The organism is Streptomyces flavofungini (genome assembly GCF_014650815.1).
Lineage (GTDB): Bacteria > Actinomycetota > Actinomycetes > Streptomycetales > Streptomycetaceae > Streptomyces > Streptomyces flavofungini.
On record NZ_BMVR01000038.1, the window covers coordinates 1 to 13,856 of the forward strand.

The 13,856-nt window shown below is 75.8% G+C and carries 2 protein-coding genes; both read left to right on the forward strand.

Going from position 1 to position 13,856, the window contains the following annotated elements; genetic code table 11:
• A partial coding sequence (locus tag IE274_RS38740; protein ID WP_190120652.1) for an SDR family NAD(P)-dependent oxidoreductase occupies nucleotides 1-2,359 on the forward strand: 2,359 nt, incomplete at its 5' end.
• Between the two features lie 120 nt (nucleotides 2,360-2,479).
• Nucleotides 2,480-13,856, forward strand: an 11,377-nt coding sequence (locus tag IE274_RS38745; RefSeq protein WP_373305816.1) for a type I polyketide synthase, incomplete at its 3' end; no start/stop codon positions are given.

The following is a 13,856-nucleotide window of genomic DNA, read 5'->3' on the forward strand; positions in this document are numbered from 1 at the left end:
CCGCCCCGGGCCGGACACCTTCCTCACCGCCCTCGCCCAGCTCCACGTGCGCGGCGCCGACGTCGACTGGACGCCGCTGTACGCCCGGGCCGCGGCACGCCACCGCGTGGACCTGCCCACGTACGCCTTCCAGCGCGAGCGCTACTGGCTGGAGTCGGCCCCGACGGCCGCCGGCCACGGCACCGGGTTCGGCGTCGACGAGGTCGAGGCGCGCTTCTGGGAAGCCGTGGAGCGGGAGGACCTGGAGTCGCTGAGTGCCGAACTGGGCGCGGACGGCGAGACCAGCGGAGTGGCGGCGCTGGGGGAGGTGCTTCCGGTCCTGTCGTCGTGGCGGCGGCAGCGGCGTGAGACCTCCGCGCTGGACGCCTGGCGCTACCGCGTCTCGTGGAAGCCCCTCGGCCAGGCCTCCGCGCCGAGGCTTGACGGGGCATGGCTGCTCGTCGTGCCGGACCGCGGGGCCGACGCCACCTGGACGGCGGCCGTCGAGCACACGCTCGGCGGGTACGGCGCGGACGTACGAGCCGTCGTCGTGGACGCGGAGGGGACCGACCGCGAGGAGTTCGCCGAGCGGCTGCGCAAGGAAGCGGACGCCGCGGGCGGTCAACTCGCCGGTGTGCTCTCCCTGCTGGCCGTCGACGAGTCCGAGCACGCGGTACGCGGCGGAGTGAGCCGCGGCCTGGCCGCGACCCTCACCCTTGTACAGGCCCTGCACGCCGCCGACCTCGGTGCGCCGCTCTGGCTCGGCAGCCGGTCCGCGCTCGGCGTGGGCGGCACCGACCCGGCACCCGGCCACGCGCAGGCCCCGCTGTGGGGGCTCGGACGCGTGGTGGCCGTGGAGTACCCGAAGCTGTGGGGCGGTCTGGTCGACCTGCCCGCGGCGGCCGACGAGCGGGAGCTCGCCGGGCTCGCCGGGGCCCTCGGCGGCACCTGGACTGGTGAGGACCAGCTCGCCGTACGCGGCACCGGGGTCTTCGCACGCCGCCTCGTCCGCAGCCGGCTCGCCGGGGACGCCCCCGACGGGCGGCCCGCGTGGACGCCGCACGGCACCACACTGGTCACCGGCGGCACCGGAGCCATCGGCGGGCACGTCGCCCGCTGGCTCGCCGCCCACGGCGCCCAGCACCTCGTCCTCACCAGCAGGCGCGGCCCGGACGCGCCCGGAGCGGCGGAACTCCGCGCCGAACTTGCGGAGTTGGGCGCCGACGTCACCATCGCCGCCTGCGATGCCGCCGACCGCGACGCCCTCGCCGGTGTCCTGGACGGCATCCCCGCCGACGCGCCGCTCACCGCGGTGTTCCACACGGCGGGCGTCCTCGACGACGGCGTCCTCGACGGGATGGACGCACAGCGCCTCGCCACGGTGTTCCGGGCGAAGGTGGAATCCGCGCGGCACCTGCACGAGCTGACGGCCGGCCTCGACCTGTCGGCGTTCGTGCTCTTCTCCTCCTTCGCCGGGCTCTCCGGCGGCACCGGGCAGGGCGGTTACGCCGCGGCCAACGCCGCCCTCGACGCGCTCGCCGAGCACCGCAGGGCGCACGGCCGCACCGCGACCTCGATCGCCTGGGGCGCCTGGGACGGCGGCGGCATGGCCGCCGACTCGGGGGCCGCCGCGCGGCTGCGGGGCGGCGCCGTGCCGCCCATGGAGCCCCGGCTCGCCGTCGCCGCGCTGCGCCAGGCCCTCGGCCACGAGGTGACCAGCGGGGTGATCGCCGACATCGACTGGGACCAGTACCTCGCCGGTGGCCCGGGCAGCACCCCCAACCCGCTGTTCGCCGACCTGCCCGAGGCCCGCACCCTGCGCGACCGCACGGCGGCAGCCGACGCCGACGGCGACACCGGACCGGACCTCGCCCGGCAGCTCGCCGCGCTGTCCGAGCCAGAGCGGGACCGGTTCCTGGAAGACCTGGTCCGCACCCACGCGGCCGCCGTCCTCGGCTACCGGGGCCCGGAGCAGGTCGAACCCGCCCGCGCCTTCCGCGAACTGGGCTTCGACTCGCTCACCGCCGTCGAACTGCGCAACGCGCTCGGCACCGCCACCGGCCTGCCCCTGCCCACCACCCTCGTCTTCGACCACCCCACCCCCGTCGCGCTCGCCGGCTACCTCAAGGCCGAACTGCGCACCGACGGGGCCGAACCGGGGGCGCTGCTGTCCCAGCTCGACACCCTGGAGCTGGGCCTCGCCGAGGGCGCGCCGTCGGACGAGGAGCTGGCCACCATCGCCGACCGCCTGCGGGTCCTGCTCGACCGCTGCACCCGGGGCCAGGACGGCGAGGAGGACGCCGAGGTCGCGAGCGAGCTGGAGGCCGCGACGGACGACGAGATGTTCGACTTCATCAGCAAGGAGTTCGGGATCTCATGACGTGCCGCCCGCCCCGGGGTGCGTAGGGCCGAGCCCGCCCGCACCCCGGGGCCCACTCCACCCCTCCCCGCACCCCCGACTCCCCACTCTCCGAACTGTCTCTAGGAGCTAGGCCAGATGGTGAACGACGACAAAATCCGCCGCCTTCTCAAGCAGGTGACGGCGGATCTGCACACGACTCGTCGGAGAGTGCGCGAACTCGAGTCCAAGGACGCGGAGCCGGTCGCGATCATCGCGATGAGCTGCCGCTTCCCCGGCGGCGCCAGCACCCCCGAGGAACTGTGGCAGCTGGTGCGGGACGGCGTGGACACGGTGTCCGCGTTCCCCGCGAACCGAGGCTGGGACGTGGCCGGGCTCTACCACCCCGACCCCGACCACCAGGGCACCACCTACGCCCGCGAGGGCGGGTTCGTGTACGCCGCCGACGAGTTCGACGCGGGCTTCTTCGGCATCTCGCCGCGCGAGGCCCGCGCCATGGACCCGCAGCAGCGCCTCCTCCTGGAGACCGCCTGGGAGGCCGTCGAGCGCGCGGGCATCGACCCGCTGAGCCTGCGCGGCAGCCGCACCGGCGTGTTCACCGGCACCAACGGCCAGGACTACACGGCCGTCGTCGCCGAGGCCGCCGACAGTACCGAGGGTTACTCGGGCACCGGCAACACCGCGGCCGTCGTCTCCGGCCGCCTCTCCTACACCCTGGGCCTGGAGGGCCCGGCCGTGACCGTCGACACGGCCTGCTCGTCGTCCCTGGTCGCCCTGCACCTGGCCGCGCAGGCACTGCGCCAGGGCGAGTGCGGCCTCGCCCTCGCGGGCGGCGTGTCCCTGATGTCGACGCCCACCGCCTTCGTCGAGTTCAGCCGCCAGCGCGGCATGGCGACCGACGGCCGCGTCAAGGCGTTCGCGGAGGCGGCGGACGGCACCGGCTGGGGCGAGGGCGTCGGCCTGCTGCTCCTGGAGCGCCTTTCCGACGCGCGCCGCAACGGGCACGAAGTCCTCGCGGTCGTCCGGGGTTCCGCTGTGAACCAGGACGGCGCCAGCAACGGCCTCACCGCCCCCAACGGCCCCGCCCAGCAGCGCGTGATCCGCGCCGCCCTCGCCAGCGCGGGCCTCACGGCCGGTGACGTCGACGCCGTCGAGGCGCACGGCACGGGCACCACCCTCGGCGACCCCATCGAGGCCCAGGCCCTGCTCGCCACCTACGGGCAGGGGCGGCCGCGGACCCGGCCGCTGTGGCTCGGCTCCGTCAAGTCCAACGTCGGCCACACGCAGGCCGCAGCGGGCGCCGCCGGTGTCATCAAGATGGTCATGGCCATGCGCCACGGCCTGCTCCCGCAGACCCTGCACGTCGACCAGCCGTCGACGCACGTCGACTGGTCGGCCGGAGCGGTCGAGCTGTTGACCGAGGCCCGCGACTGGCCCGGCCGCGAGGACGCGCCGCGCCGCGCGGGCGTCTCCTCGTTCGGCGTCAGCGGCACCAACGCGCACGTGATCGTCGAGGAAGCCCCCGCCGACGTACCGCAGGACGCTCAGGAGCAGACCCCGGGCGGCCCGGACGCGGACGCCGGAGCCGAACCGGCCCCTGCTGAAGCGGGCCCGCTCCCCGCCTCCGGCACCGACCCGCAGGCCGCCGTCGGCCCCACGCCCTGGCCCCTGTCCGGCCGCACCGCGAAGGCGCTGCGCGCCCAGGCCGCCCGGCTGCGCGAACGGCTGCTCGACCACCCCGACCTGGCCGGTGACCGCGCCGGCCGCGCCGACCTGGGCTGGACCCTCGCCACCGGCCGCTCCGCCTTCGAACACCGGGCCGTCCTCCTCGGCGAGGACCGCGACCAGCTCCTGCGGGCCCTGGAATCCCTCGCCACCGAAGGCCCCGCCGCCCCCGGCACGGTGACCGGCTCGGTCGCCGAGGGCCGCCTCGGCATCGTCTTCACCGGCCAGGGCAGTCAGCGGATCGGCATGGGGCGTGAGCTGTACGAGACGTTCCCCGCCTTCGCCACGGCCCTGGACGAGGTGTGTGCGCACCTGGACGGGCAACTAGAACGTTCGCTCCAGGACGTCATGTTCGGCACGGACGCCGAGCTGTTGGAGCAGACGGGGTACGCGCAGCCCGCGCTGTTCGCCGTCGAGGTCGCCCTGTACCGCCTTGCCGAGTCCTTCGGCGTACGCCCCGAGATCGTCGGCGGGCACTCCATCGGTGAGCTGGCCGCCGCACACGTCGCCGGGCTGTGGTCCCTGGAGGACGCCGCCCGACTGGTCGCCGCGCGCGGCCGGTTGATGCAGGCGCTGCCCCGGGGCGGAGCCATGCTCGCCGTGCAGGCCGCCGAGGCCGACGTCGCCCCGCTCGTCGAGGAGGTCGCCGAGTGGGTGGGCCTCGCCGCCGTCAACGGGCCCGCCCAGGTGGTGCTCTCCGGCGACCGCGGCGTCCTGGAGGACCTGGCGGGACAGCTCCGTGCCGAGGGCCGCAAGACCCGCTGGCTCAAGGTCAGCCACGCCTTCCACTCGCCGCTGATGGCCCCGATGCTCGACGAGTTCCGCCAGATCGCCCAGGGCCTGACCTACCAGGACCCGACGCTGCCGGTCGTGTCGAACGTGACCGGGCGCCTCGCCGCCGCCGACGAGCTGAAGGACCCCGAGTACTGGGTGCGGCACGTGCGCGAGGCCGTCCGCTTCCACGACGGACTCGGCGCCCTCACCGACTTCGGCGCCACCACCCTGCTCGAACTCGGCCCGGACGCGGTCCTCACAGCGATGGCCCACGACACCCTCACCGGCTCCGACGCCCAGGCCGGGCTGGTGGCGGCGCTGCGCCGCGACCGGTCCGAGCCCGACACCTTCCTGACCGCCCTCGCCCGGCTGCACGTGCGCGGCACCACCGTCGACTGGACCCCGCAGTACGCCCCGGCCCGGGCGCGCCGCCGCGTCGACCTGCCCACGTACGCCTTCCAGCACCAGCGGTACTGGCTGGACACGACCGCCCCGGCCGCCGCCCCCACCCCGGGGGCCGCCCTGTCCGACGACGCCGAGGCGCGCTTCTGGGAGGCCGTGGAGCACGAGGACCTCACGGAGCTCACCGGCGCCCTGGACGTGCCCGACGACGCCCCGCTGACCTCGGTCCTGCCCGCCCTCACCGCCTGGCGGCGCCGCCAGCGCGCCACCTCCACGCTGGACAGCTGGCGCTACCGCGTGACGTGGAACCCGCTGCCGCCGCGCCGGCCCGGCGACACCCCCGGCCTCACCGGCACCTGGGCCCTGCTCGTCCCCGCCGAGCACGCCGACCACCTCTGGAGCACCGCCGCCGAGCGCGCCCTCGCCGGGGGTGGCGCCCGCGTCACGGTCGTGCGCGTCCCGGCCGCCGCCGCCATCGACCGGGCGGCCCTCACCGCGCTGCTGGGGCAGCACGAGGCGGCCGCGTGGGACGGCGCGCTGTCGCTCCTCGCCCTCACCGCCGAGTCCGCCCCGGGCACGGAATCCGCTCCGGCGCCCGAGTCGGCGCCAACCGCCGCCCTGCGTACGGCCGTTCTGCTGCAGGCGCTCGGCGACACGGGCAGCACCGCCACCGTCTGGGCCACGACCCGCGGCGCGGTGGCGGCGACGCCGTCCGAGCCCGCCGGTGACCCGGCGCAGGCGACGGTCTGGGGCCTCGGGCGGGTCGCCGCCCTTGAGTACCCGCAGTCGTGGGGCGGCCTCATCGACCTGCCCGAGACCGCGGACAACACGGCGGTCACCGGCCTCACCCGGATACTCGCCGCGGCGGGCTCGTCCGGCTCGTCGGACTGGTCCGGCGAGGACCAGCTCGCGGTGCGCGCCTCCGGCGTGTTCGCGCGACGGCTGGTGCGCGCGCCCCTGGGTGACGCGGCCACCGGTGACGCGCCGGTGGCGGAGTGGTCCGCCGACGGCGGCACCGTGCTGGTCACCGGCGGCACCGGCGCCCTCGGCGGCCATGTGGCGCGCTGGCTGGCCCGTGCGGGCGCCGGTCACGTGCTGCTGACGAGCCGACGCGGCCTCGACGCGCCCGGCGCGCCCGAACTGCGCGCCGAGCTGGAGGAGTCGGGCGTACGCGTGACGGTCGCGGCCTGCGACGTCGCGGACCGTGCGGCGCTCGCCGCCCTGCTCGCCGAGGTTCCCGCCGACGCGCCGCTGACCGGTGTGTTCCACACGGCGGGCATCCTGGACGACGGCGTTCTGGAAGGTCTCACCGAGGAGCGGATGGCCTCGGTGTTCCGCGCGAAGGTGGCGTCGGCCCGGCATCTGGACGAGCTGACGCGCGCCGCGGACCTGTCGGCGTTCGTCCTGTTCTCCTCCCTCGCCGGTGTCGTCGGCGGCGCGGGCCAGGGAAGCTACGCCGCCGCCAACGCGTCCCTCGACGCCCTCGCCGAGGCCCGGCGGTCCGCCGGGCACGCGGCGACCTCCGTCGCCTGGGGCCCCTGGGACGGCAGCGGCATGGCGGCCGAGGGCGCGGCCGCCGAGCGGTTGCGGCACGGCGTGATGCCGCCCATGGACCCCGACCTCGCGATCACCGCCCTGCACCAGGCACTCGGCGGCCACCAGGCGCTGGCCGTCGTCGCGGACGTCGACTGGGCCCAGTACGCGCCCGGCATCACCGCGGCCAGGCCCAGCCGCCTCTTCGCGGACATCCCGGAGGCACACGCGGCCCTCGCGGACCGCACCGGAACCCCCGGCACGGCCACCGGCCCCGCGAACGCGCTCGCCGACCGCCTCGCCGCACTGGCGCCCGCCGACCGCGAGGCCGCCCTCCTGGACCTGGTGCGCCAGCAGGCCGCCGACGTCCTCGGGCACGCGAGCGCCGACGACGTCCACGTCAGCCGCGCCTTCCGCGAACTCGGCTTCGACTCGCTGACGGCCGTCGAGCTGCGCAACCTCATCGGCGCCGCCACCGGCCTCCGGCTGCCCACGACGCTGGTCTTCGACTACCCGTCGGCGACCGCCCTGGCCGCCCACCTGCACACCGAGCTCTTCGGTGCCGAGAGCGCGACCCCGCTGCCCGCCACCACCGGCGCGGCCGCGGACGACGAGCCCCTCGCCATCATCGGCATGAGCTGCCGCTTCCCCGGCGGCGTGCGCAGCCCCGAGGACCTGTGGCGCCTGGTCGCCGACGGCGTCGACGCGATCGCCGACTTCCCCGTCGACCGCGGCTGGGACACCGGAGGCCTGTTCCACTCCGACGCCGAGCGCGCCGGGACCTCGTACGTCCGCGAAGGCGGATTCCTCTACGACGCCGGGCAGTTCGACGCCAAGTTCTTCGGCATCAACCCGCGTGAGGCCCTGGCGATGGACCCGCAGCAGCGGCTCCTCCTGGAGACCTCCTGGGAGGCCTTCGAGCGCGCCGGGATCGACCCGGCGACGCTCGGCGGCAGCCAGATCGGCGTGTTCGCGGGCACCAACGGCCAGGACTACACCGCCGGCGTCGACCACGTCCCCGACGAGGTCGAGGGCTACCTCGGCATCGGCAACGCCGCGAGCGTCGCCTCCGGCCGCATCTCGTACACCTTCGGCCTCGAAGGCCCGGCGCTGACCGTCGACACGGCCTGCTCGTCGTCGCTCGTCGCGCTGCACCTGGCGGCGCAGGCGCTGCGGCAGGGCGAGTGCACCATGGCCCTCGCGGGCGGCGTGTCGGTGATGTCGACCCCGGCGACCTTCGTGGAGTTCAGCCGTCAGCGCGGCCTCGCCACGGACGGCCGCTGCAAGGCGTTCGCCGACGCGGCGGACGGCACCGGCTGGGGCGAAGGTGTCGGCATGCTGCTCGTGGAGCGGCTGTCGGACGCCCGGCGCAACGGTCACAAGGTCCTCGCGGTCGTCCGCGGTTCCGCCGTGAACCAGGACGGCGCGAGCAACGGGCTCACCGCCCCGAACGGCCCCTCCCAGCGCCGCGTCATCCACGCCGCCCTGGCGAACGCGGGCCTCACGCCCGGCGACGTGGACGCCGTCGAGGCCCACGGCACCGGCACCACGCTCGGCGACCCGATCGAGGCCCAGGCCCTCCTCGCCACCTACGGCAAGGAGCGCTCCGCCGACCGGCCGCTGTGGCTGGGTTCCATCAAGTCCAACATCGGGCACACCCAGGCCGCCGCCGGTGTCGCCGGTGTCATGAAGATGGTCATGGCGATGCGCGCGGGCGTGTTGCCCCAGACCCTGCACGTGGACGCCCCCTCGGCCGAGGTGGACTGGTCGACCGGCGCCGTCGAGCTCCTGACGGGCGCGCGCGACTGGCCGCAGCACGCCGACAGCACGCCCCGGCGCGCGGGCGTCTCGGCCTTCGGCGTCAGCGGCACCAATGCCCACGTCATCGTGGAGCAGGCACCGGCGGACCCCCCGCCGCACCCGGACGAGCCGTCCGGCGACGGAGCGGCACCGACCTTCGTGACCCCGCTGGCCCTCTCGGCGAAGACCCCGGAGGCGCTGCGGGCGCAGGCCGGGCGGCTCCATGAACACCTGCTGGCGCAGGCCGAGTGGGGTGTCGGTGAGGTCGGCTGGTCGCTGGCTGTGGCGCGGTCGCGGTTCGAGCACCGGGGCGTCGTCCTCGGGCGGGACCGGGACGAGCTGCTCGCCGGGCTCGAGCGGCTCGCGCGCGGCGATGGCGCGACGGTACGGGACGACGGCACGGCTGTGCGGGACGACGGCACGGCTGTGCGGGGTGACCGCGCGGCTGACGGCCCCGGTGCCGGGCATGTCGTGGCGGGACGGGCGCAGGGCGGCACGGTCCGGCCGGTGTTCGTGTTCCCCGGGCAGGGGGCGGAGTGGGCCGGGATGGCCCGCCAACTCCTGGACGAGTCACCGGTGTTCGCGGTGCGGATGAGCGAGTGCGCGGACGCGCTCGCCGAGTTCGTGGACTGGGACCTGTTCGAGGAGTTGAACGGGGAGCGGTTCGACCGGGTGGACGTGGTCCAGCCGGTGCTCTTCGCCGTGACGGTGTCGCTGGCCGCCGTGTGGCAGGCGTCCGGTGTCGAGCCCGCCGCCGTGGTCGGTCACGGCCCGGGCGAGATCGCTGCCGCGTGCGTCGCGGGGGTGCTGTCGCTGGCGGACGCGGCTCGTGTCGTGGCGCTGCGGAGCCTGGCGATCCGTGAACTCTCGGGCCAGGGCGGCATGGTGTCCGTGCCGCTGCCCGAGCAGGAGGTACGGGAGCTGGTCGCGGCCTGGGACGGCCGGATCGAGCTGGCAGCTGTGAACGGCCCCGCCGAGGTCGTGGTCTCGGGTGCGGCCGAGGCACTGGAGGAGTTGGTGGGCCGGTGCGCCGACCGGGGCGTCCAGGCCGACGTCCTCGCGGTGGACCATGCCGCGCACTCCGTCCAGGTCGAGTCCGTCGCGGCGCACCTGGCGCAGGTCCTCGCCCCGGTGGTGTCCCGCCCGGCCGACGTGCCGGTGTTCTCCGCGCTGACGGGGGAGCGGCTGGACCAGGGCACGCCCATGGACGCCGGGTACTGGTACCGGAACCTGCGGCACACCGTCCGGTTCGAGCACGCCGTCCGCGCGCTGCTCACCGAGGGGCACGGCCTGTTCGCGGAGATGAGCCCGCACCCGGTGCTCACCGCCCCGGTCCGCGCCGCCGTCGACGCCACCGGCAGCCCGGCCGTCGCGCTCGGCTCCCTGCACCGGGATGCGGGCGGCGCGCACCGCCTCATGACCGCCATCGCCGAAGCCCACACGCACGGCGCGGAGCTGGACTGGAAGGCCCTCTTCCCGGCCGCCCGCACCACCGTCGACCTGCCCACGTACGCCTTCCAGCACGAGCACTTCTGGCTCGTCGACGGACGGGCGCCGAGCGGAACGCCTGGGGGCACGACCGACGAGGTCGAGGCCCGGTTCTGGGAGGCCGTGGAGCGCGAGGACCTGGAAGGCCTGGCGGCCGAGCTGGAGGTGACGGACGGTTCCGCCGCCGACCTCGGCGCCGTCCTGCCCGTCCTGTCGTCCTGGCGGCGGCAGCGGCGTGAGCGGTCCACCATGGACGGCTGGCGCTACCGGGTCACCTGGCAGCCGTTGGCCAGTGGGGCCCTCCCGGGCCCGGCGCTGACGGGCCGCTGGCTGGTCGTCGTACCGGAGGAGGCTGCCGCGCACCCGTGGGTCGCGGGCGCCACCGACGCGTTGACGCAGGCCGGTGCGGACGTCGCCGAAGTCCGCGTCAGCGCTGCGGAGTTGACGCGCGAGTCGCTGGCCGCGCGCCTGCGCGAGCACGTGCCCGGCACGTCCACCGACACCCGTGCGTCCGGCACGGCAACCGAACCCACCGGTGTGCTCTCCCTGCTGGCCCTCACCGAGGACCCGCACCCGGAACACCCCGAACTGCCCCTCGGCCTCGCGGGCACCGTGGCGCTCGTCCAGGCCCTGGGCGACGTCGAGGCCGACGCCAAGCTGTGGGCGGCCTCCAGCGGAGCCGTCTCCACCGGCCGCAGCGACCGCCTCGCCAGCACCGCGCAAGCCCAACTGTGGGGCCTGGGACGGGTTGTGGCACTGGAGCACCCGGAGCGCTGGGGCGGTCTCGTCGACCTGCCGGGGGCCCCGGACGGCCGGGCCGCGACCCGGCTCGCCACCACCCTGGCGGGCATCCCCGCCGACGGGACGGCGGACGGCGGCGGCAGCGGATTCGAGGACCAGGTCGCCGTGCGCGGCTCGGGCATCTTCGTACGCCGTCTCGCGCCCGCCCCGCTCGACGCCCGCCCGGCACCGGACTGGACGCCGCGCGGCACCACGCTGATCACGGGCGGTACGGGCGCGCTCGGCGCGCACGTCGCCCGCTGGCTGGCGGGCGCGGGCGCCGCCCACCTCGTCCTCACCAGCAGGCGCGGCCTCGACGCGCCCGGCGCCGCCGAACTCAAGGCGGAACTGGAGGAGTCGGGGACCGAAGTCACCGTCGCCGCCTGCGATGTCGCCCAGCGGGACGCCGTCGTACGGCTCCTCGACGAGCTGGCGGCGGCCGGGCACAGCCCGCGGGCCGTCTTCCATGCCGCCGGGGTGAGCCCCACCGTCGCCCTCGCCGACACGGCACCGGCGGACCTCGCCGACGCGCTGGCCGCCAAGGCCGCGGGCGCCGCCCACCTCGACGAACTCCTCGCCGACGCGGACCTCGACGCCTTCGTCCTGTTCTCCTCCATCGCGGCCGTCTGGGGCAGCGGCGGCCAGGCTGGATACGCCGCCGCCAACGCCTTCCTCGACGCCGTCGCCGAACGCCGCCGCGCCCGCGGCCTGAGCGCGACCTCCGTCGCCTGGGGCGCCTGGGGCGGCAGCGGCATGGCGGCCACCGCCGAGGCCGAGGAGCACCTGCGCCGCCGCGGCGTCGCGCTGCTCGCGCCCGACCTGGCCCTCGGCGCGCTCGCCCAGGCACTCGCGTACGACGAGACGTGCCTGACCGTGGCGGACGTGGACTGGGAGCGGTTCGCGCCCACCTTCACCGCGGCCCGCCCGAGCACCTTCCTCGGCGGCCTGCCCGCACTGCGGCCGCGGCAGCAGCAGAAGACGGCCGCTCCGGCGGGCGACAGCGGCCCGGTCTCGGAGTGGGCCGCACGCCTCACCGGACTCCCGGAGCCCGAGCGGCAGCGCCTCGTCCTCGACCTTGTCCGCGCCGAGGCGGCCGCCGCCCTCGGCTACGGCGGCGCCGAGGCCGTCGAACCCACCCGCGCCTTCCGCGAGCTGGGCTTCGACTCGCTGACCGCCGTCGAACTGCGCAACCGCCTCACCGCCGCCACCGAGATCGAGCTGCCCGCGACGGCCGTCTTCGACCACCCGTCGCCCGAGGTCCTGGCCCGCCACCTGCTGGCGGAACTGTCCGGCGGCGCCGCCGCGACGGCGGCCCTCGTCCCGGCGGCACAGCCCGCCGACGTGTCCGACGACCCGATCGCCATCGTGTCGATGAGCTGCCGCTTCCCCGGCGGCGCCACCACCCCCGAGGGGCTGTGGCAGCTCCTCGTCGACGGCACCGACGCCATCTCCGTGTTCCCCTCCGACCGAGGCTGGGACCTCGACGGCGCCGCGCGCTACAAGCCCGAGGGCGGCTTCGTCTACGACGCCTCGGAGTTCGACGCCGGACTGTTCGGCATCTCCCCGCGCGAGGCCCTCGCGATGGACCCGCAGCAGCGGCTCCTCCTGGAGACTTCGTGGGAGCTGTTCGAACGCATCGGCATCGCGCCCAAGTCCCTGCGCTCCACACCGACCGGTGTCTTCGTCGGCTCCGGCTTCCAGGGGTACGCGACGGGGCTCGACAGCGTCCCCGAGGGCGTCGAGGGCCACCTCATGACCGGCACGTCCGGCAGCGTCATCTCCGGCCGCCTCTCCTACGCCTTCGGCCTCGAGGGCCCGGCGGTCACGGTCGACACGGCCTGCTCGTCGTCCCTGGTCGCCCTGCACCTCGCGGCGCAGGCGCTGCGGCAGGGCGAGTGCGACCTCGCTCTCGCGGGCGGTGTCACCGTGATGGCGACCGCGGGCGCTTTCGACGAGTTCAGCCGCCAGGGCGGCCTCGCCACCGACGGCCGCTGCAAGCCGTACGCGGAAGCGGCGGACGGCACCGGCTGGGGCGAGGGCGCGGGCCTGCTGCTCCTGGAGCGGCTGTCCGACGCCCGCCGCAACGGCCACGAGGTCCTCGCGGTCGTCCGCGGCTCGGCGGTCAACCAGGACGGCGCGAGCAACGGCCTGACCGCCCCGAACGGCCCGTCCCAGCAGCGCGTCATCACGCAGGCCCTCGCCAACGCCCGCCTCGCGCCCGAGCAGATCGACGCGGTCGAGGGCCACGGCACGGGCACGACGCTCGGCGACCCGATCGAGGCCCAGGCGCTCATCGCGACCTACGGCCAGGACCGCCCCGCCGACCGGCCGCTGCTGCTCGGCTCGGTGAAGTCCAACATCGGGCACACGCAGGCCGCGGCCGGTGTCGCGGGCATCATCAAGATGGTCATGGCCATGCGTCACGGCCTGCTCCCGCAGACCCTGCACGTCGACCGGCCGAGCACCCACGTCGACTGGTCCGCCGGGACCGTGGAACTGCTCGACCGTGCCCGCGACTGGCCCGACCGGGACGGCTCCCCGCGCCGCGCCGGTGTCTCCTCCTTCGGCGTGAGCGGCACCAACGCCCACGTCGTCGTGGAACAGGCCCCCCGACGCGGCAAGCCCACCACCCCCCAGGTCCCCGGCGAGGTACAGGCCACCACCACCGCGGTCCCGTGGCAGCTCTCGGCCCGCACCACCGACGCCCTGCGCGCCCAGGCCGCCCGCCTCCGGAACCGCCTCCTCGCTGACGCCACCCTCGCCGCCGACCGCGCCGGACTCGCCGACGCGGGCTGGTCCCTTGCCACGGGCCGCTCACCCCTCGAACACCGCGCCGTGGTCTTCGGCCGCGAGCGGGACGAGTTCCTGTCCGGCCTGACGGCACTCGCCTCCGGCGCTGAGGGGCCGGGCGTGGTGTCGGGTGCGGTGGTCGAGGGCCGCCTGGGTGTCGTGTTCACGGGGCAGGGCAGTCAGCGGGTCGGTATGGGCCGGGAGTTGTATGAGGCGTTTCCGGTGT